Origin of the sequence: Candidatus Methylacidiphilum fumarolicum (assembly GCF_949774925.1) — a bacterium.
GTDB classification, from domain to species: Bacteria; Verrucomicrobiota; Verrucomicrobiia; order Methylacidiphilales; family Methylacidiphilaceae; genus Methylacidiphilum; species Methylacidiphilum fumarolicum.
In genome coordinates this window covers 2,004,510-2,024,739 of record NZ_OX458932.1, presented here as the reverse complement: position 1 = coordinate 2,024,739, position 20,230 = coordinate 2,004,510, and the positions used below count along the sequence as shown (strand labels likewise).

Annotated in this window: 22 protein-coding genes; 13 read left to right on the top strand and 9 right to left on the bottom strand. The window is 43.3% G+C overall.

What is annotated here, in order from left to right; genetic code table 11:
• Window positions 1-5: 5 nt before the first annotated feature.
• Both QOL44_RS09215 and QOL44_RS09210 read left to right on the top strand, forming a co-directional pair.
• Window positions 6-1,961, top strand: a complete 1,956-nt coding sequence (locus tag QOL44_RS09215; protein WP_009059467.1) for a fumarate reductase/succinate dehydrogenase flavoprotein subunit — start codon at window positions 6-8, stop codon at window positions 1,959-1,961.
• Window positions 1,958-2,719: a succinate dehydrogenase/fumarate reductase iron-sulfur subunit gene (locus QOL44_RS09210; protein ID WP_009059466.1), complete on the top strand. Its 762-nt coding sequence runs from the start codon at window positions 1,958-1,960 to the stop codon at window positions 2,717-2,719. Before QOL44_RS09215 ends, QOL44_RS09210 begins: the two co-directional genes overlap by 4 nt.
• Here the strand turns inward: QOL44_RS09210 and QOL44_RS09205 are convergent.
• From QOL44_RS09205 to pstS, 5 genes are read right to left on the bottom strand one after another with little or no spacing between them, the layout of a single operon-like run.
• The gene (locus QOL44_RS09205) at window positions 2,702-3,856 is read right to left on the bottom strand and encodes a bile acid:sodium symporter family protein (protein WP_009059464.1); all 1,155 of its coding nucleotides are present in this window, start codon (window positions 3,854-3,856) and stop codon (window positions 2,702-2,704) included. The two genes, QOL44_RS09210 and QOL44_RS09205, sit on opposite strands and share 18 nt — an antisense overlap.
• A 47-nt stretch (window positions 3,857-3,903) precedes the next feature.
• Window positions 3,904-4,725 (bottom strand): phosphate ABC transporter ATP-binding protein PstB, encoded by an 822-nt coding sequence (gene pstB, locus QOL44_RS09200; RefSeq protein ID WP_009059463.1) that lies wholly within the window; start codon window positions 4,723-4,725, stop codon window positions 3,904-3,906.
• Between the two features lie 16 nt (window positions 4,726-4,741).
• Window positions 4,742-5,581: a phosphate ABC transporter permease PstA gene (gene pstA, locus QOL44_RS09195; protein WP_009059462.1), complete on the bottom strand. Its 840-nt coding sequence runs from the start codon at window positions 5,579-5,581 to the stop codon at window positions 4,742-4,744.
• A gap of 2 nt (window positions 5,582-5,583) precedes the next feature.
• The gene (pstC, locus tag QOL44_RS09190; RefSeq protein WP_134372949.1) at window positions 5,584-6,600 is read right to left on the bottom strand and encodes a phosphate ABC transporter permease subunit PstC; all 1,017 of its coding nucleotides are present in this window, start codon (window positions 6,598-6,600) and stop codon (window positions 5,584-5,586) included.
• 29 nt (window positions 6,601-6,629) lie between these two features.
• Window positions 6,630-7,763 carry a phosphate ABC transporter substrate-binding protein PstS gene (gene pstS, locus QOL44_RS09185; RefSeq protein ID WP_009059460.1) on the bottom strand — a complete coding sequence of 378 codons (1,134 nt, stop codon included), beginning with the start codon at window positions 7,761-7,763 and terminating at the stop codon, window positions 6,630-6,632.
• An 803-nt stretch (window positions 7,764-8,566) separates the two neighbouring features.
• On the opposite strand from pstS, the gene QOL44_RS09180 reads away from it, so the two are divergent.
• Complete coding sequence (locus QOL44_RS09180) at window positions 8,567-8,803, top strand: hypothetical protein (protein ID WP_134372952.1); 237 nt, start codon at window positions 8,567-8,569, stop codon at window positions 8,801-8,803.
• Between the two features lie 177 nt (window positions 8,804-8,980).
• Entirely contained in the window at window positions 8,981-9,280 is a 300-nt protein-coding gene (locus tag QOL44_RS09175) for a hypothetical protein (protein WP_045086503.1), read from the top strand.
• A gap of 331 nt (window positions 9,281-9,611) precedes the next feature.
• Here the strand turns inward: QOL44_RS09175 and QOL44_RS09170 are convergent, their stop codons facing one another.
• The 3 genes from QOL44_RS09170 to QOL44_RS09160 form a co-directional block, all read right to left on the bottom strand.
• Window positions 9,612-9,992, bottom strand: a complete 381-nt coding sequence (locus tag QOL44_RS09170) for a zinc ribbon domain-containing protein (RefSeq protein ID WP_283401177.1) — start codon at window positions 9,990-9,992, stop codon at window positions 9,612-9,614.
• A gap of 21 nt (window positions 9,993-10,013) precedes the next feature.
• Window positions 10,014-10,547 carry a transposase gene (locus tag QOL44_RS09165; RefSeq protein WP_079199582.1) on the bottom strand — a complete coding sequence of 178 codons (534 nt, stop codon included), beginning with the start codon at window positions 10,545-10,547 and terminating at the stop codon, window positions 10,014-10,016.
• A 284-nt stretch (window positions 10,548-10,831) separates the two neighbouring features.
• Window positions 10,832-11,104 carry a helix-turn-helix domain-containing protein gene (locus QOL44_RS09160; RefSeq protein WP_079199583.1) on the bottom strand — a complete coding sequence of 91 codons (273 nt, stop codon included), beginning with the start codon at window positions 11,102-11,104 and terminating at the stop codon, window positions 10,832-10,834.
• Window positions 11,105-11,152: 48 nt separating this feature from the next.
• Here QOL44_RS09160 and tnpA point away from each other — a divergent pair, with 48 nt between their 5' ends.
• The 5 genes from tnpA (at window position 11,153) to QOL44_RS09135 (ending at window position 14,636) form a co-directional block, all read left to right on the top strand.
• Window positions 11,153-11,569 carry an IS200/IS605 family transposase gene (gene tnpA / locus QOL44_RS09155; protein ID WP_219804466.1) on the top strand — a complete coding sequence of 139 codons (417 nt, stop codon included), beginning with the start codon at window positions 11,153-11,155 and terminating at the stop codon, window positions 11,567-11,569.
• Window positions 11,570-11,864: 295 nt separating this feature from the next.
• Window positions 11,865-12,227 carry a hypothetical protein gene (locus tag QOL44_RS09150; RefSeq protein ID WP_166791622.1) on the top strand — a complete coding sequence of 121 codons (363 nt, stop codon included), beginning with the start codon at window positions 11,865-11,867 and terminating at the stop codon, window positions 12,225-12,227.
• Window positions 12,220-13,119, top strand: a complete 900-nt coding sequence (locus tag QOL44_RS09145) for a polyprenyl synthetase family protein (RefSeq protein WP_009059446.1) — start codon at window positions 12,220-12,222, stop codon at window positions 13,117-13,119. Before QOL44_RS09150 ends, QOL44_RS09145 begins: the two co-directional genes overlap by 8 nt.
• Window positions 13,120-13,263: 144 nt before the next feature.
• Window positions 13,264-13,710, top strand: a complete 447-nt coding sequence (locus QOL44_RS09140) for an FKBP-type peptidyl-prolyl cis-trans isomerase (RefSeq protein WP_009059445.1) — start codon at window positions 13,264-13,266, stop codon at window positions 13,708-13,710.
• A 251-nt stretch (window positions 13,711-13,961) separates the two neighbouring features.
• The gene (locus QOL44_RS09135) at window positions 13,962-14,636 is read left to right on the top strand and encodes a lipoate--protein ligase family protein (RefSeq protein WP_009059444.1); all 675 of its coding nucleotides are present in this window, start codon (window positions 13,962-13,964) and stop codon (window positions 14,634-14,636) included.
• 10 nt (window positions 14,637-14,646) lie between these two features.
• Here the strand turns inward: QOL44_RS09135 and ald are convergent, their stop codons facing one another.
• Window positions 14,647-15,753, bottom strand: coding sequence for an alanine dehydrogenase (gene ald / locus QOL44_RS09130; protein WP_009059443.1), 1,107 nt, complete (start codon window positions 15,751-15,753; stop codon window positions 14,647-14,649).
• A 199-nt stretch (window positions 15,754-15,952) separates the two neighbouring features.
• Between ald and QOL44_RS09125 the strand changes: the two genes are divergently transcribed.
• The 4 genes from QOL44_RS09125 (at window position 15,953) to ybeY (ending at window position 20,227) form a co-directional block, all read left to right on the top strand.
• Complete coding sequence (locus QOL44_RS09125) at window positions 15,953-16,504, top strand: NADPH-dependent FMN reductase (protein WP_045086505.1); 552 nt, start codon at window positions 15,953-15,955, stop codon at window positions 16,502-16,504.
• Between the two features lie 810 nt (window positions 16,505-17,314).
• On the top strand, window positions 17,315-18,286 hold the full coding sequence (locus QOL44_RS09120; protein WP_009059438.1) for a PhoH family protein: 972 nt from the start codon (window positions 17,315-17,317) through the stop codon (window positions 18,284-18,286).
• Window positions 18,283-19,902: an HD family phosphohydrolase gene (locus QOL44_RS09115; protein ID WP_009059436.1), complete on the top strand. Its 1,620-nt coding sequence runs from the start codon at window positions 18,283-18,285 to the stop codon at window positions 19,900-19,902. Before QOL44_RS09120 ends, QOL44_RS09115 begins: the two co-directional genes overlap by 4 nt.
• Window positions 19,895-20,227: an rRNA maturation RNase YbeY gene (gene ybeY, locus QOL44_RS09110; protein ID WP_009059435.1), complete on the top strand. Its 333-nt coding sequence runs from the start codon at window positions 19,895-19,897 to the stop codon at window positions 20,225-20,227. Before QOL44_RS09115 ends, ybeY begins: the two co-directional genes overlap by 8 nt.
• Window positions 20,228-20,230: the final 3 nt, after the last annotated feature.

Here is a 20,230-nt window from a genome sequence, read left to right as displayed (position 1 = left end):
TAAAAATGCAAATTTCGGCTGTAGATCATGAAAGAGGTGTTGAATTTCCAGTACCGGATGCGAGGATTCCTTCTGGTCCATTAAGTCAGAAATGGCAGAAGCTTCAACGAAGTATACCGCTTGTTTCTCCCAATAACCGCCCAAAATATAGAATCATTGTCGTTGGCACAGGTTTGGCTGGATCAGCCGCTGCTTCAGCACTTGGAGAGCTTGGCTATAATGTGGAGTCTTTTTGTATTCAGGACAGTCCAAGGCGGGCTCATAGTGTGGCTGCGCAGGGAGGAATAAACGCAGCAAAGAATTATCGTAACGACGGCGATAGTGTGTATAGGCTTTTCTATGAAACGATCAAAGGAGGAGATTTTAGAGCCAGAGAAGCCAATGTTTATCGCTTGGCTGAAATCAGTACGAAAATCATCGATCATTGTGTAGCCTTGGGGGTCCCTTTTGCTAGGGAATATGGAGGCATGCTAGCAAACCGATCATTTGGAGGAGTTCAGGTTTCAAGGACATTTTATGCAAGGGGAGCTACTGGCCAACAGCTGCTCCTTGCTACTTATGGTGCTTTATGTAGGCAGATAGCCTTAGGGAAAGTAGTAGTGCATCCTCGGACAGAAATTCTAGATATTGTTCTTGTCGATGGGCATGCCAAAGGGGTCATTGCGAGGGATCTTGTTTCAGGAGAAATATCCGCTTATAGTGCTGATGCGGTAGTATTGGCGACAGGTGGATATGGAAATATCTATTATTTGTCGACCAATGGCCGTGGTTCCAATGCTACTGCTATATGGAGAGCTTTCAAAAGAGGGGCAGCTTTTGCTAATCCCTGTTTTACTCAAATCCATCCAACCTGTATTCCTGTATCTGGAGATTATCAATCAAAACTTACCTTGATGTCTGAATCCCTTCGAAATGACGGCCGGATTTGGGTTCCTTCTAGAAAGGATGATAAAAGGTCGCCGGAGATAATTCCTGAATCAGAACGCGACTATTTCCTTGAAAGACTTTATCCGGCCTATGGCAATCTTGTCCCTCGAGATATTGCTTCAAGAGCAATAAAAAGGATCTGTGATGAAGGCCGTGGGGTTGGACCCGGTGGTCAAGGAGTCTATCTTGATTTTTCGGACACGATCAAACAGAGGGGAATAGACTATCTCAAAGAGCGATATGGTAATCTTTTTGATATTTATAGAGATATCACTGGAGAAAACGCCTATAGGACTCCGATGCGAATCTATCCGGCCGTTCATTATGTTATGGGAGGATTATGGGTGGATTATTATTTGATGTCTACCATTCCTGGGTTATTCGTCCTTGGGGAGGCAAACTTTTCGGATCATGGTGCAAATCGTCTTGGTGCCAGTGCCTTAATGCAGGGGCTAGCCGATGGCTTCTTTATCTTACCTATCACCATTGGGGATTATTTGGCTAGAGTAGAACCTAAGAAAATCTCCACGGATAGATCAGAGTTTATAGCTCAACAAAAGGAGGCGGTGGAAAAGAACAAAAAACTTTTGTCCATTCAGGGGAAAAAGACAGTGAGTCAGTTTCATAAAGAACTGGGGGCAATTCTTTGGAATCGATGCGGAATGATACGAAACGGTAGTGGTTTAAAAGAAGCATTGTCACAAATTATAGAACTAAGAGAGCAGTTTTGGAAAGATGTGAATGTGGGAGGTGCAAACGAAGGACTCAATCAATCGCTTGAATATGCTTCAAGATTGACCGATTACTTAGAACTTGCTGAGCTCATGTGCATGGATGCGGCAAGCAGGGAAGAATCCTGCGGCTGCCATTTTAGAGAAGAGTATCAAACCCCTGAAGGAGAAGGGATAAGAAACGATAAAGATTTTGCCTACGTCTCTGTCTGGTTTTATAGAGGAAAAGAAAATACACCTTTGCTAGTCAAAGAGCCTCTTGTTTATGAGGAAACCCAATTTGCGATCAGAAGTTACAAATGAAAATACGATTGAAGATTTGGCGTCAGTCCTCTAGAGCTGCAAAAGGGGATTTTGTCTTTTATGCCTTAGATGGACTCAATCCCAATATGTCTTTTCTCGAAATGCTTGATTTTCTGAACGAAAAACTGATATCCGAAGGTCAAGAACCTATTGCATTTGATTCAGATTGTAGGGAAGGCATATGCGGTAGCTGCTCTCTTATGATCAATGGGAAACCTCATGGTCCGGGGTTCGGAATTACGACCTGTCAGCTCTATATGCGGCAATTTAAAGATGACCAAGAAATCATTGTGGAGCCTTTTCGAAGCCGAGCTTTTCCAGTGATCAAGGACCTCATTGTCGATCGTTCAGCTTTGGATAGAATTATGCAGGCAGGAGGATTTATTTCCACCTTAGTTGGTCAAGCTCCTGAGGCCAATACTATTGCTATACCTCATAATGTTGCTGAGAAAGCCTTTGATGCTGCCCATTGTATCGGTTGTGGTGCCTGTGTGGCTGTCTGTAAGAATAGTTCGGCTTCCCTGTTTGTGGGAGCGAAAATAGCGCATCTTTCTTTATTGCCGCAGGGACAGCCAGAAAGGCGGAAACGTGTGCTTCAAATGGTTAGACAAGCTGACAAAGAAGGATTTGGAGCTTGTAGTTTTACAAAAGCCTGTGAGGCGGTTTGTCCAAAAGCAATTTCGGTTGAAGTCATTTCTAGGATGTATCGGGAGTATCTAACAAGCGCTTGGATGGAGAAATTAGGGTGGATTAACTGAGCCGTAGTTTTTGAACTTTTGAGTCAGCTGTTTTCCTTTTATGACTGTGGATCCTTCTTTTGAAGTTCCAAGAAGATTGTCTTTCTTGGTCCATGAAGAATAAAAAGCAGCAGCCATAATCTGCTGAAAAAGGTTGTAAAGAATTATAGGTAAGATAATGGAAGGTTGATTACCAACTACCGCATTGCTAAGGACTAGCCCCATCCCGTTGTTATTCATGCCAAGAGCATAAATGAGGGAGCGCTTTGTAGGCTCACCAAAATGAAAGAGACTGCCTATCCATTGGCCAGCATGGAATCTTATCAAGCAGAGGAGAAAGACAACGATGCCGATTAAAAGGAAAAAATCCGTGTCAGGCTTGTGTATTATAAAAGGTAGGGCGGTAGCTGCATTGGAATAAATTAAAACCAATAAGTTTATTTCGTTTAGTGGTTTAATAAGCCGGATGACTTTTTCATAGAGTACATTCCCAGATATAAGTCTAGCGAACATTCCTAAAAAGGAGGGGATGACAATATCTAGAATGAGGAATTGGCTGTTGATCTGATGGCTAATATGTCCAAATAGCTCCGGTTCATAACTTCCGCCTAAAAATTTTGCTGCCTGAAAAATCATTGGAGTAAAAAGAGGGCTGAGGAAAGTTGAAAAGAAAACTAATCCAAGGCTAAGAGGGATGTTTGCGTTTGAATTTTGTGACCAGCCAATGGTAGAGCCGGCAATAGGCATGGCTATAATCAGGATTAGACCCACAAAAAGATCATACCGTTCCTTTGGATTATGCCAGGGGCTAGAAATAAGCCAATATAGCGAAACGAACAGACAAGGAACGATAAAATTAAAAAAAACGCCTAGGATCAAAGGCAGTGGTTTTGACAATTGGGTTATGAAATCTCTGATTTTTACCCCAAAACCTCCATTGAAAAGCAGGATAAAGAGCTGGAATATTGGAAAAGTAATCTCTTCTCTCACTCCTAAAAGATTCCAATGAAAGAGGGTTATATCTCTTAGCTCAAGACCAGTTTCTGGGAATAAAGCAGCCAACACATAGGCGAGGATCAAAAAGAAAAAAAATTTTTTATGAATCAGATCAAAAAGCCTATGAAGGCCCATGAGAAAAAACCCTGATGAAGTGTGCATAACGCTCGGTTTTTGAAGCAAAATTTTACCTATTGTCAAAAAAACGATCAGCCAAATCTCCCTGTAATATAATCCTCTGTAAATTTGTGCCGTGGATTGGTAAAAAGTTTCTTTGTTGAATCCATTTCAATCAGCTTGCCGCCGAGGAAAAAAGCTGTGTAGTCTGATGTTTTCCCTGCTTCCTGCAGGTTATGGGTGACAAGGACAATGGTGTAGTTTTTTTTGAGACTGACAATGAGCTCTTCGATCTGAGCGGTGGCAATTGGATCAAGGGCTGAACAGGGTTCGTCCATTAGCAAGACTTCGGGCTGTACAGCAATTGCACGAGCTATACATAGGCGTTGTTGTTGCCCACCAGACAGACTGGTGCCTGGAGCCTCCAGTCTGTCTTTTACCTCATCCCATAATGCAGCCATTCGAAGGGACTGTTCGAGTCTTTCTTCTAAAAAGGATCGATTGCGGATGCCTGCTAATTTCAATCCTATCAAGACATTTTCTTCTATGGACATAGTAGGAAAGGGAGTAGATTTTTGAAATACCATTCCTACCCTTCTTCGAATCAACGTTGGATCGACATCTGCAGCATAAATTTCTTTACCCATCAGTTTCACTGAGCCTTCGACTCTGACTCCGGGAGATAATTCATGCATACGGTTTAAACAGCGTAAAAACGTCGATTTTCCACAACCACTTGGTCCAATAATAGCAAGGATTTGCTGATAGAAGATATTCATCGAGATATTAAAAAGAGATTGCTTCGTACCAAACCAGACATTTAAATCACGAATCTCAAAGGCGAATGGGCCTGTTGGATTGGAATCTGGATTGGAGGGGTGAGAAGGATAAGAAAAAGGACTTTTATGGGTCATGTGTTATTTTTTTTTGTTAACGATTCTTCTTTAAGAGGATTCGTACAGAAAGATGAAGGAGAAATATCAATAAAAGTAACACAAGGGCACCAGCCCAGGCATCCCTGTGCCACTGTTCATAAGGGGAGATAGCGTATTCAAAAATCTGAAGGGGAAGGGCGGATATTGGCTCATCAAGTCTATAGGTCCAATATTGATTACCAAAAGCGGTGAAGAGTAGAGGCGCTGTTTCTCCAGCAATTCTAGCGAGCGCTACGAGAATTCCAGATAAAATGCCCTGCTTCGCTGTTTCAATCAAGACATAACACACTACTTTCCACTTTCTTATCCCTAAAGCCAGGGCAGCATCTCGTAGTTCCTTTGGCACAAGGAGTAGGGATTCTTCGGTAGTCCGTAAGACTAGGGGGATAAATATAAGACTTAAGGCAATCGAGGCAGCCATCACAGAAAATCCATGCATTGGAGAAACAATCCAACCGTAGACTAAAATACCGATAACAATGGATGGAGTCCCATTGAGGAGATCAGCAGAAAACCGAACGATTTTTCTTAGCTTCTCATTGCCATATTCAGAAACAAATACCCCACTGAGGATCCCAATAGGAGTGCCGATCAGAAAAGTTAAGCCCATCAGAATAAGGGTTCCCACTATGGAATTTGCCATTCCTCCTCCTTTTTCTCCAATCGGTTTTGGCAATTGAGTGATAAAATCAAAATTAATGGAGGAGGCTCCAGCAACGATCAGATAAACTAAGATAAGAACAAAGGGCAAGATAACAAAAAAGGAAGCAAAGGCACAGAGCAGCTTTACAAGGAAATTTTCTAATTTTCTAAACCGATAAAACGCAATCCTCATATTTAACTTAAATTTTTCTTTTGGTTTTCTTTTCCAAACAACTTAGTGAAATCCAAGGGTTCTAATCCATGGATGAAAAGCTGTGCGAGCAGATTCACTACGATGGTTATTGCCCCTAAAAGGAGAGCAATTTCATAAAGAGCACTAATGTGAAGTTCGGATGTTGATTCAGCAAATTCATTTGCAAGCACACTGGACAAAGTATAGGCTGGAGACAAAAGTGAAAGAGATATCTCGGGCCTATTGCCTATAACCATGGTTACAGCCATGGCTTCTCCAATTGCTCTGCCAAGTCCGAGTATAGCAACACCCAAAAGCCCTTTTCTGATAAAAGGCAAGACTCCGATGCGGATCGATTCCCAGTGAGTAGAGCCAAGAGCAAAGATCGCTTCCTTATAAATAGATGGAACCGATTTGATCATTTCTATGGTAACGGAGATCATGATTGGAAGAATCATGATAGCGACAACGAGAGAGCCAGAAAGCAAGCTCACTCCATAAAAATTACCCTGGAAAAAGGGAAGAAATCCTAAGTGGTCTTTGAGAAAAGGGACAACATATTTTTGCAACCAGGGGATAAGTTCAAATAGAGCCCACAGTCCCCAAACAACGCTAGGTATGGCAGATATTATCTGGATCAAGATAATGAGGGGCTTTTGAAGCCACCGTGGAGAAAATTCTGTAAGGAAAAGGGCTGTTCCAAGGCCTAAGAAGGATGCGATCAATAAAGATAATCCAGAAGACATGGCGGTACCATAGAGAAAGGGTAATGCCCCAAAATGGCCGGATACAGGATTCCAATCATGATTAAAGAGAAAGGAAATCCCAAATTTACTGACAGATGGCATGCATTTTGTCGTTAGCTCATAAGCTGCAAATACGAGCAAGGTAGGCAGTATAAAAGCACAACAATAAACAAGAAGAGTAAAAACATTTTCTTTGAATTTCTGGCCTCTGTTGATGTGTGCTAGCTCAAAAGGATCGTTATTATCTGTATTGTGCTGCGAAGAAAAAAGCATCCTTCCCATAAGCGCTCTATTCGATTTACTTATTTATTTTTAAAAATGACTTGATTTGGAAAACTAATTTTACTCTTTTTTCCTAGTAAGAGCCACTGTTGGTTCCATGGAAACGCAGATAGAGAATTTTTCCTTCTCACCTCCTCCAGTAAATGCAGAACATTTTGCCGAAGAGAGGAAGGCAAAGGGGCATAATCCATCGGCAGGGCGTACGTTTGGCCATCGGTTAAAGCCCAAGATAAAAACTTAATAAGACACTCTAATCTTAATGGAGGAGTCGAGTTAATATTCAGCAAAATCCAAGTAAGCCCAGCAATAGGATAGGCACCTTCTTCAGCTGAATCCGTTAAGGAAATCCGAAAGTCTTTGTGATCAAAAGACCGAGGAAAGGCTTTTGTGACACTATCCATTGAAGGGGCCACATACTGTCCAGTTTGGTTTTGTATCGCTGCCATGGGAAAGCCGTTTTGTAGAGCATAAGCCAATTCGATATAGCCAATGGATCCGTTGATTGTTTTAATGGCTGCAGCAACTCCAGCATTGCCCTTGGCACCTATACCAATCTGCCAACGTACCGAAGTGCCTTTTCCTGCAAGAATGGCCCAGCGTTGGCTTATTTTAGAAAGATATTCTGTAAAGATATAAGTCGTTCCACTACCGTCTGATCGGTGGATCACGACGATAGGAAGATCTGGCAGTGTCGCTTGTGGATTTAAAGAAACAATTCGAGGATCGTTCCACCGGGTTATTTCACCAAGAAAGATGCCACTAATGGTTTCTTTGTCTAGGTTTAAAAGGGGGATATTAGCCACATTATAGGCAATTACGACTGCCCCAGCCACTGTTGGGATATGGATGACTTCTCTTGAAGAGCCAGTGATGAGACTATCGGGAATTGGACTATCGGAACCGGCAAAATCTATGGTATGGCTTAAGAGTTGATGAATCCCTCCTCCCGAACCTATAGGCTGATAGTTAAAGCGGATAGAAGGATCGATTTTAGTGTATTCAAAATACCACTTCGAATAGAGAGGATAGGGAAAGCTACCCCCTGCACCATTCAGAATAGGAGGGCTATGTCCAAAGAATAGCCCGCTCATTCCTAATAAATAGGGAATGGTTAAAACTCCTAAAAAGAAGGTAAGTTTTTGAAAAAAGGACATTTTATTTATCCACGATTTGTGGATGCTTTATCTTTGTTCTTTTCAACCTCAGTAGAGGAGGCCTTATTGATGAAACCTTATTATTATTACAATGTTTTCTTTGAAATCCAAACAAAATTAGGCTTCGTTTTTTTTGCTTTTACCATTTGATACCAAGATGACCCTATTCATTATAAAAGGCCAATGGATCAACTCCAAAGGAGCGTTTTAAGGAAGAAAAGTCTGTTCTCCATTTGGGATAGCTAAAGAAAACATTTGGAAAAGAATCTTGCGTAGTAGAGACAGTAAGGCTTTGCATACGAAAGAAAAAAAGGCATCAAGGCGAGCTCTATCTTCTATCCTAGCAATATATCTCAAGGGATCTGACCGGTTAAAAACCAGAGGACAGGACTTGATTCTGTAAAGACGAATGCTCACAGCAAACGAGGAACTTTTACGAAAAAGTTGAATAAAGAAATGGGAAAAGAAGAGAGTATAGAATAGTTATTGATCTTGCTATGCCAATCTAGTTATGAAAGGACATGGCAAATCTATATTTGCCGAAAAAGTTTGGCGCGCGGATCGGCCGGAGCATCAACAGGCTCTAGCGAAAGACGAAGGGAAAGGATGCTGCCGCCCAATGGACTCCAACAAACCGCCTGTATTACCCCCACGAGGACTCACTGCGGAAGATCGGCCAAAAGGCGACGAGCGCCCCGCGCAAGCGCCTATCCAAATGTAAATGTCACCAGCGCCGGGCAAAAGGGTGGGCTGAAGAATCAGGAGAAAGCTTTGGCAAGGTTTTGTATTGCACAAGGCAAAACGTGATCGATCCAATCAGCAAGCTGCTCGCCTGGTTGTCTCGCGTCCACAAGGAGAAGGGAGAGGAGCGGGGCAGGCTTCATGCGATCCGGCGGAACGTCAAGGATCTGTTCAAGGCCCGGCGGATCGGCAGAAACAACCTGGGAACTGAAAAGCGCCGAAATCGGCTGCTCAAGGCGCAGGCGGAAATCGAGCGGCCGGTGAAATTCCTGGCTTTGCAAAAGCCCTCGACGATCTGATCGGAGATCCTCTACTTTCTAGAAAAAGATCTGAGCAAGGAGCTTTCCCGTTGCATCATCCAAATGCGGACCGGGACGCTTCGGGAGCGAATCGAATTTTTTGGCGCCTGCGGGAGGTTCCCCTCGAGAGGATCTCAACCTGGCCTATAGCTCTCTGGCTCTGTCCGAAGTGCGTGAATGTCTATCCTAAGCATCGCACTGGGGACAAGTTTGTATGTCAGTATTGCGGGTACGAGAACCGTACGGATCGGGTTGACGCATGCCACCACTAGGAAAGGATCGGAGATCCAGAGAATATTATCGTGGACACCGCGGAACTGGCTGCATGCGGTGCTTTCGGAGAGGCTTTCCCGTAGGAATAGGAAACTGCCTGATTGGAAACTCGACGTGGTGAATTTTTTCTGTGCGGCAGACTCCAGACAGAAGCCCACTGCAGTGGATGGAGGCGAAGCGGGAGTGATTGCCATCGCGGCTTGAGGAAGCGCTGCTGGTTTGTCGATACCACGCCAATCTCACGGAGAACGAAACGGCCATGGCAATCCTGGCTCATCCCGGTCTAAAAACTAGACGAAAAGAACGAACTTGAGCCAGGCAGAAGCAAGTCCCAAGTATGTCTTTAGGAACAGCAATTCTCCTCTTGCAAAAGCTTTCTTCTGGCTTTATTCCATGTTGTTTGTGTGGTGAGGGAAAGGACAGGCTAGTACAGTTAGAAGGTGAAAAATAGCTGGAAGACACTTTGATTAGGCTTGAGGTGTTAAAAACTCTAACTAATCCTTTAATGGGAGAGGAGAAGAAGCTTTCGTAGGTCTTATTCAGTGGAGTTTTTATGAACTACTCCATCCAAGCCTGACGGCTCTGGGATGGGGTTTCGCGCTTCCCTGCGGGCAGTTTCACCGGAGTATGCTCGGCTCGCGGACTTCCAGCCCGCAGCGAGGTTCCATCCGGCCAGAGCTTCCCGCTCCACGCATGGATCGGTTCCCGTCCATTCCTTTCCGTATACAACGACCTTCGGCCCCGGAAAGGCGAAGCCGTGATCCTTCTCCCATTTCGCCAAGCCCCAGTCGAGAAGCCCGAGCGCCGAGTTCTCGTCCCGATGGCAGGACGCTCCGCATGCGCACTCATGCCACCGGTCGCCGAGGGTCTTTTTCACGACGCCGCCGCATCGGTGGCATCTCTGGCTTGGCTTCAACGTCCTCGCCTGTGCTTCCAGCTATCCGATACCAGCCTCTTCCGCTTTGTATCCGACCATCGCCCCGAAAGCTCCGAACGATGCGTCCAACATCTCTCGATTCAGCCCGGCTTTTTGCCGCACACGTTTCCCGGGCTTTTTCCGGCTGCCCCGGGCCGAAGCCGTCATCCTTTTCGGCTCCAGCTCCTCCGTGATCAACAGTCCGCTGCGTCTCACCATCGCGGCGCTCTGCTTGTGCAGGAAATCCTTCCTGACGTTCGCCACCTTGGCGTGCATCCGGGCGAGCAGCTCGTACTGCTTGCGCAACCTCTTGGAAATGCGAAATCCCTTCCGTTTCCCGTGCTTGCGGATCGCCGCCTCCATCTTGCGGGAGATCGTCCGTCCGAGCTTCCTGAGCTTCTTAAGCGCCTTGCGCAGATGGCGCGGATTGGCGACCTCGGAAACGTCCGGCTCGCTCTTTTCCGGCTCCAACCTGGCGCTGGTCAGGAACCGCTCCGTGCCCAGGTCGAAAGCCTCGGCTCCACAGCCATGCTCCCGCGCCGGCCGGCAGCGCATCGTGACCGACGCATGCCATCGGCCGCCGGAAAGAAAGATCTCGCATGTCCTGGGTTCTCCGGGAGTACGGGCCTTGCCCCGGATCGGGATCTCCCCAATGCCGGAGAGACGAAGCTTCAGGTGAGCGCTTCGCTCTCTGGCGATCAGCCGCCAGTCACCTTCGTGCTGCTTGAAGCCGAAACCGCTGAATCACCCTGCCTGCTTGAAACGCGGGAATCCCGGCTTTTCGCCTTGCCGGATGCGGCGGAAGAACGCCTGAAAGGCGAGATCCAACCTCTTGAGCGTTACCTGGGCGGATTGAGCGTTGATCGAGGCGAGAAGCGCGCTGCGGGAACGGAGCTCGGTGAGCCATCGCACTGCTCGGCGAAACCGATACGCCGCTTTTCCTCCTTCCACGCCCGCCTGCGCTCCTCCAAAGCTAGGTTCCAGAGAAAGCAATGGACCCAGCGAGTCCGCAAAAGCTCATCCCGGACGGTCTTGGATGGATAGAGCCGGTAGGTGACCTTGCGCTCGACCGGGCCCAGAACGGGAAGACCAGCGGGTGATGCGATCATCATGAGGCGACGCTGGACAGTGGCCAGCAATATGGTCTATCATTTAGTGCAATGACAGGTCAAGTGCGTTTGCACCTTCTGCATCACTGCGTTTACGCGCTGCACTACCATTTAGTTCTTGTCACAAAATACCGCCGCAAGACGCTCACCCGCCCCATGCTTGACCGGTTGCGTGCTATTGCGGAAATGCGCTGGGAGGGATGGGGCGGACAGCTGCTTGAGTGCAACGGAGAATCTGACCACGTTCACTTGCTGGTTGCGTTGCCACCAAATCTTGGACTCAGCCGCTTCCTGAACCATCTCAAGACAACTTCTTCCAGGCTTCTCCGCAGAGAGTTTGCCACAACGGTCGCCCGTTTCTATCGTAAGGCAGTTCTTTGGAGCCATTCCTACTGCGTTATCACGTGCGGGGGCGCCCCATTAACCGTCCTCAAACAGTACATCGAACGGCAGAAAACGCCGGAATAGGGCGGCCTTCACCACCAGCCAAGTCCAAGGCTCTGGCTGGAGCACTGGCCGCCAGAGAGGGTAGTTAGGAGGAGAAAAAAGAAGCTTGGAATGGAGAGAAAAATGGGGCATTTTTGTTAAAACTGACTTTTAGATATTGTCAAAAGGTGCTTGAGCTGGTAAATCAAAACCTCCTTCCAAAGATAGGTGAGGAGAAAAGAGGGATGACTGCTTTCTTCTAATCGAAGCTTGTCTTTTCTGTTTTGATTCTTTCTTTAAGAGCAATCATGGGAGAGTAAATAAACAAAAGAAAACATTGGAACATAGAATAAAGAAGTATACTATGCTTGAGGATTATACACAGAGAGAGGAGGAGGAAGCCCCGAGGAAAGAGAAAAAAACGGTTATTATCGAGGTGGAAGCTGATCCAGAAAAAAGTCATCGCTTTGCTGAAGCATTGAGGGTAGCTGCTGGATTAAGCATGCATCCTTTTCTTTCTGTTAGCCTGGTTTTAAAAGATGAAGTGTTAAAAAAGTTGAATAGTGGAGATTTTTCGTTATGGATGGACTCTGAAATTATTGAAAGGGCATGGGCGGAGTTAAAAGAAAATGAATGTCCCATTCTCTCTCAAAGACCACCAAAAGAGAATATCGATTGTTTAATCCAATTTGATGGATGATAAGGCTATGGAAATCGAAGCTTATATTGCAAAACAGCAAGGGATCATTGAGTCGGCTTTAAGAAAATATGTTACGGACAAATCGAAGAAGCCTAGAATCCTTCATGAAGCTATAGACTATAGTTTGTTTTCTGGGGGTAAGCGGCTTCGGCCAATTCTTTGCTTAGCTGGGGCTCATACTGTTTGCATGGCAACTGACTGTGCCTTGCCTATGGCATGTGCTGTTGAATGCATTCATACCTATTCTTTAATTCATGATGATCTTCCCAGTATGGATAATGATGATTTTAGACGAGGCAAACCTTCCCTCCATAAAATATATGGAGAAGCTATGGCTATTCTTACTGGAGATGCCTTGCTGGCTCTTGCCTTTGAGATTGCCAGCTTATGCTCTCCGCTAGGATCTAGCTATCCATTATCCACGATGATTTGGGAGCTAGCGAGGGCTGCAGGCAGTCGTGCCTTAGTAGCTGGCCAAGTTGCTGACTTAGAATCCGAAGGCAAGGAAATCGGGTTGACCCAGCTTCGTTATATTCATTGTCGGAAAACAGCAGCGCTCATCACAGTGGCATTGAGATTAGGAGCAATGAGTGCCAATGCCGATGAAAAAACCTTGAGGCTAATAACAAAATATGGCAGATCGCTTGGATTGGCTTTCCAAATTATAGACGATATTTTAGATGTTACTCAAACCACTGAGATTCTGGGTAAGAGTGCTGGAAAAGATCAAAAAGCCAAAAAAGCTACTTACCCAAGAATTATGGGACTTGAGTATTCAAAAAAAGCGGCAGCCTACTATACCCAGAAATCTCTCTATTATGCCTCAGCCCTTGGAGAAAATGGGAAGCTCCTATCGGAGTTAGCTAATTATTTGCTGGCAAGAAAAAGATAAACAAAGAGTCGTTTCTTGCTTTTGATTTCTTTCTGTTCGGTAGTACACCACAAAAAACGATCTTGTATGTGAGACGAAATCTACTTATACATAGGAGCAATGAGTGCAACCCCTTCTTATTTTTTCCTTAAAAGGATTTTCATAATGCTATTTTTTGTTGGAGCTCTAATTTCATTTTCAGGCCGTAGCCTACTATTTGGCCAGGATGATTTTTTCGCTGCAAAACCCTTTCACGAATCAGATTCTGAAAAAATCGTTACGACCCCATCCGGCCTCAAATATATCGATTATACTGTTGGATCGGGCAATCCCGTAGCTCCAGGAAAAAGAATTACTCTAAACTATGTGGGAAAGCTAGAAGATGGCAAGATTTTTGATAGCTCTCTTTCCAGGGGCAAACCGTTTAGCTTTGTTCTTGGCGTGAGTCGAATGATTAAAGGCTGGGAAGAAGGGGTTTCCACAATGAAAGAGGGAGGGAAAAGGCGATTGATTATACCTCCAGATTTAGGTTATGGGACTGAAGGAGTAGAAGATGTCATTCCTCCAAATGCCACTTTGATTTTTGATATAGAAGTATTGAAAGTAGAATAAGTTTTTTCCTCTTTTTTCTTTGGCACATATAGCTCTACGTGAAGAGAGAAGCTTTCTAGTTTTACGAACGAAAAACTCGCATAAAAGCCTCTATTTTGTCATAAGAAAATAAGTGGCATCTTTATAGAAAGTACAAGCCCCTCTTATAGGATTGTTTACTTAGGCTTAAGGAACTTCTTAGTAGAAACGGACTAGACGTAGCTTAGCCAAGAGTGTCATTTTGAAAAGTTATGTAAAATTGTAGAAAGACAATGAAGCATCCACAACAAAGCTGGAGCTTGATTATCGAAGGGCCTTTTCATGGGGAATTCAATATGGCCCTTGACGAAGCCTATCTGGATTTTGTTTCTACCCCGCTGTTGCGGATATACCAGTTTTTAGAACCAATGCTATCGATTGGCTATTTCCAAAAATGGAAAGAAGTTTCTCCTGATACAAAATTTGTCCGCCGTTATACTGGCGGAGGCGCCGTCCAACATGGAAAAGATTGTGTCTATGCTTTGATTGTTCCTAAAGATCATTCTTTCTGTAAGATTGCTGCCACAGATACCTATTTTTCTATCCATAGGGCAATTGGAGTGGGAATAAGTAAGTTAGGATTGGAAACCACCCTTTATGGTGGGGAAAAGAAACAGGAAGGTGCTTTTTGTTTTCAGAAACCTGTTAAACATGATTTGATGTGGGGAGCGGAGAAAATTGCAGGGGCAGCGCAAAGAAGAAATCGCAAGGGATTGCTTCATCAAGGAAGCATTAAGCTCCCTAAAGGCATTTTCTTTGATGAAATGCTTAGAGCAATTGTCAGAGGTTTTGAAGAGACTTTTGGCATTCATTTCCAACAAGATAAAATCTCTCAATCGGTATGGTCTTTGGCTAAAGAACTCGAAATAAAAAAGTATAAAACCGAAGAGTGGAATTATATGCGTTAAAACGGTTCAGTTAGAGAAATTTCTCAATGGGACTCCAAGGCATGCCAAAGGCCTCGGCTACGGCTTTACAAGTTAGTTCGCCTCTTATCGTGTTGATGGCTGTTTTAATCGCTGGATCATACTTGGTAGCTATCAATCCATGATTGGCTAAAAGGTTGATCCAATAGAATGTGGCGTTTGTTAGAGCATAGGTGGCTGTTCTAGGGACAGCTGCCGGAATATTAGCTACAGCATAATGGATGATTCCAGATTTTATAAAAGTTGGATTGTCATGGGTCGTAGGTTTATCGATAGTTTCAATACAGCCTCCCTGATCGATCGAGATATCCATGACCACACTGCCTGGTCGCATTTTTTCAATCATCTGCTTGCTAATCACTTTGGGAGATTTCGCGCCAGGATTTAACACTGCGCCAATCAAGAGATCAAACGAACTGATCCTTTCTTCGATAGTGTAAGGATTGGCCATAATTGTTTTAATCTTTCCTCCAAAGAGGTCATCTAATAGACGTAATTTTTTAAGGCAAATATCAAAAACTGTAAGATCAGCGCCAAGACCCAAGGCCATTTTTAAGGCATTTGTCCCAACCGTTCCCCCTCCTACAATAGCGACTCGTGCTGGCTCAACCCCCGGCACCCCGCCCAAAAGAATGCCCATACCTCCATGGTTTCTTTCCAGAATCCGAGCAGCATGTTGTATTGCCACTCTTCCTGCAATTTCACTCATTGGAATAAGAAGTGGTAAAGTTCCATCTGGCAGCTTAAGGGTTTCATAAGCGATGGCTGTAACCTCTTTTTCTAGTAAGGCTTCGGTGAGTCGACGATTAGCAGCGAGATGCAAAAAGGTAAACAGAATCATGCTTTTTCTGAAAAAACGATATTCAGTTCCTAGAGGCTCCTTGACTTTAACCACCAGATCGCTACCCCATGCCTCCTCTGCCGATACCAGCAAAGCCCCCGCTTTAAGGTATTCTTCATTTGTAAATCCACTCTCACGGCCTGCATCCAACTCCACTAAAACCGTATGACCAGATTCCACTAAGCTTCTTACACAGGCTGGACTAAGAGAGACTCTATTTTCCCCTTCTTTGATTTCTTTTGGAATTCCAATCCGCATACTTTCAATAATGGATAAATGAATTAATATAGTTGCGCTAATTGCCCTTACTGTAAAGGCAAACAAAAGATTATTCTTTTCTAATAGATTAATGGAACTTATTAAATGCTAAGGTTGAGAGTGTAACTAAATGCTAAGCAGTTTAGCGTATGGACTAAATATATTTTTTAACAACAATGCTTATGCTCTGGAAAGGTTTATGATTGGAATAGTAGTTGGTACAAATCGAGTAGGCAGTAAAAGTCGGCTTGTAGCTGCTCAACTGGCAAGGATTTATTCAAAACTAGAACAAAAAGTAACCATCATTGATTTAGGATTGATGCCTAAAGAAGCATGGTCAGGCACGGCTTTTAAAAAAACTCCTCAATCATTCCTCCCAATAATAAGGCAAACAAGAGACTGTCAAGGACTTGTCTTCGTTTTTCCTGAATATAACGGTAGTATTCCTGGTCCTTTAAAGCAGTACATTGACTTGCTGCCTCGCCAAGAGGCTCTCGAAAAAAAGCCTGTATGTCTGGTTGGGGTGACTCGCGGAAATTTTGGTACTATGAGAGCATCGATGCATTTAGAATCTATATTGTTCTATAGAAGAGCGTTGATTTTCCCTTTTTCGCTGTATCTGCCAAAGATTGATGAACTTTTTGATAATAAAAGTTTTATAGAAGAGGCAAATATACAAAGAAAAATGATGGAACAATCAAAGAATTTTCTAGAATTCATTAAAAGGAACCATAATGCATGTCCCTTTTAGCTTTGTTTCCTTCCATTTTCTCTGTGTACAAAAATCCAACTCTCTACACGACAGAAATACGCATGCTACTTATTGAAGCTTTTGAATAGGTCTAGAACTTATCAAAATGAGTAAGTAATATTTTACCTCCAGCCTTTCAAGCAAAAGGCTAAGGAAGCTAAATTGGAAAGTGACTCTGTTCTCTTGCGGATAGATAAGGTGGCAAGCAGTTGCCCTGCTGTAGAATCCCAGATGAGGATGCCTTGAGAAGGACTTTGTCATACTTTCCATCCAGCCCTATTCTAATAGCTCTTATTTAATTAGAGCAGTCTTACAGTGATGGCATTGGTGGTTGGAGCGTATTATCTCGATTAAGCTAGAAGAAAAACTATGGCTTTAAAGAAAAAAGGATTTATCTCATTGGTGTCGTTGTCCTTGAACAGAGCGAAAGAGTTGGCTGATGGCATTAGGAAGAGTTGTGTAGGAGTAAACAAAAAAGACATTTGAGAAAGATGGAAATTCCAATTTGATATTTGACGGATTTTTTAAAAAATGATAATTCTATAAATAGATACTTTAAAAGTGTGAGCATCTTCGATATTCATAAAGATAGGAGAATTTATCTTTTTTCATGATTTGTTGGAGAAACTTGCTTTATAAAAAACTAGTTTCAAATTTGAATTTTCTAAGTTTCTTTCCGCTTTTCTTCTTTAAATTCCGGCTTGCTTCGTTCCCCTTTTCTCTTTCACTGTGGCGACATTCTCTACCCTATGCGTTTTGGAACATTGTTTTTTTACAATCCGTTTCATTTTTTCTTAAAACCCTAAAAACATGAATCATTCAGAGATTATTTCATTTGAAAACGGTCGATTTGTTCATGAACTTTTTGCCAATGAAATTAAAAATGTTCGTCTTTTGGAAGAACGTTTTGGAGTCAAGGTAACTACAAGGGATGGCTGGCTACGGATTGATGGGGCACCTGACAATGTACGAAAAACCAGGAAAGTTATAGATCAATTGCAGGATGCTCGAGATCAAGGTTTGGAAATTGGGAAAAAAGATTTTCATAATGCTATGGAATTTGTGGAGAAAGATAACGGTGTTGCGCTCAGTGATTTGCAAAAATCTAAATTAGAAACATCGACGAAAAGACCTCCGGTTATACCGAGAACCTTGAATCAAAAAAAATACATTGAGGCTATTAAAGAACATGAACTTGTTTTTGGATTGGGACCTGCTGGGACAGGTAAAACCTTCTTGGCAGTGGCAGCTGCATTAGCTGCTTTTAGGGATGAAGAGATCAAAAAAATTATATTAACTCGTCCTGCAGTGGAAGCTGGAGAAGAGCTTGGGTTTCTTCCTGGAGAACTAGAAGAAAAAATATTCCCTTATTTGCGCCCCTTATATGATGCTCTAGAAGAGATGCTTGATCCAGAAGAACTAAGGAAAATGCTTGAAAAAGGAATCATAGAATTGGCGCCTCTGGCCTTTATGCGTGGCAGGACATTGAGTGGCAGTTTTATCATTCTGGATGAAGCTCAAAATACAACGGCCGAACAGATGCTCATGTTTTTAACGCGTTTAGGGCAGAGGTCTCGCTGTGTTATTACGGGGGATCCGACCCAAGTCGATCTTCCAAAGCATAGGAGTTCTGGCTTGTTTGAGGCAATCAGCGCTTTAAAATCAGTTTCAGGAATCTGTTTTTGTGAGTTTGACGAAAAGGATGTTGTCAGGCATAAGCTTGTCAGGGATATTGTAGAAGCCTATAGGATCCATAGGTCGAATTGTAAGGAAACCAAATGAAACCGTTATTTGAGCAGCTTATTGCCCGGTTGAAAGGAAATCGACCAGAAAGGAAAAGAAAAATTTTTGTAATCCCGAAATGGGAAAATCGTCTTGAAACAAACGAGCCGATCCGTATTGCGATTTTTCTTTTTTTTATTTTCTTTTGCATCGTCTTGGGCCTTTTCGCTACCGGTCATGTGACCTATTCGCTAGTTTTCCTTTCTTTGATCCTGACAAGTTGTACCGCAATGGTGTTGAATTTAAGTCTCCCAAAGATATTCTATAGTAATTCGAAGCTGCTACTTGTCTTTGCCGTTATTGCCATTAATTTGTTAATTGCTAAGTCTGTCTATGTATGGTCCATTCATCAGCCAGGCTTGGAGTCGAGAGCCATCTATTTTTATGTTTCCACTGCTGTAGCTCCCCTGTTAGTGACAGCCTTGATAAATGTTCATGCGGGAGTGATTGTCGTAGTGCTTTCCAGTGTCTTTATTTCTCTGCTTGTCAATCCGAGTATTCCTCTTTTAGCTAGTAACCTTTTGTCTGGCATTGTTGGGGTCTATTTTATACAGAGAATTTGTCAACGAAGGGATATTTTAAAAGCAGGGATTGCGGTGGGATTGACGAGTCTTGTTTGCGCTGTTGGCTTTGGAATTATTAATGGGGGGGATACTGATGTGCTGATTCAACAAGCCTTTTTGAGCATCGGAATAGGACTTTTTACTGCTGTATTGGTCAACACGCTTTTGCCAGTTCTGGAAGAGATTTTCCAACTGAATACCGATTTTACATGGCTGGAATTGTCGGATTTGAATCATCCATTACTGCGCAGACTAGCAACAGAGGCACCTGGGACTTACCATCATAGTTTAATGGTTGCCAATATTGCTGAAGCGGCTGCTAATGCAATTGGAGAAAATGGGAGTCTTTGTAGAGTAATGGCTTATTTTCATGATATTGGTAAGGTAGTAAACCCCCAATATTTTGTAGAAAATCAGGGTGCTGATAATCCCCACACCCGACTGACTCCTTCCATGAGTGCCCTTATTATTATTTCCCATATTAAGGATGGAGTGGATCTTGCTTTAGAACATCATTTAAGAAGACCTATTATTGATGCCATCCAACAGCATCATGGGACATCTTTGGTTTATTATTTCTATAGAAAAGCGTTGCAGAATATAGAGGATTGTAAGATGGGGGTCAAGCTTCTGAAAATGGGTGAGGAAGATGTTCCGGAGCTAGATGAATCACGGTTTAGGTATCCTGGCCCTAAGCCCCAGACAAAGGAAATAGGGATATTGATGTTAGCGGATTCTATTGAAAGTGCTTCTCGGTGCTTAGAAAAGCCAAGCCTTAAGGATATTGAACAGTTAGTTGAAGATATCGTCTCTCAAAAACTCCAAGATCATCAGCTTGACGAATGCCCACTGAGTATGAAAGAAATTACTGAAATCAAACATAGCTTTATTTTTTCGTTAAAAACGATTTTACATACACGCATTCATTATCCAAAAAGTCCGAAAAACGTTGAAAAATCAACTGATAGTGATCCAGAATCTTCAGAAAGAAGTGTCCTTACCCTTGCCAAAGCTAAGGAAGGGGTGGAAATTGGCACTGGGTTTAATGCCTAAGGAAATAAATTTTCCACAAAAGCTTTTCTTTGTCCTTTTATCTTCAAAAGAAATGAGTGAGGTGCATGCCCGCTTTTTTAATGATCCTACTCCTACCGATGTCATTAGTTTTGATTACGGCGAAATTTTAATTTGTCCATTCATTGCAGAGAAGGAAGCCAATGCTAGGGCTATTCCTGTAATAAAAGAGGTTTTGCTCTATGGCATTCATGGGATGCTACATCTTTGTGGATTAGATGATCAGACAGAGGAGGATCGACAGAAAATGGAGTGGATGCAATCAAGCATTCTTGAATCTGTATGGATAAAATTAAATGCAGCTTGATCC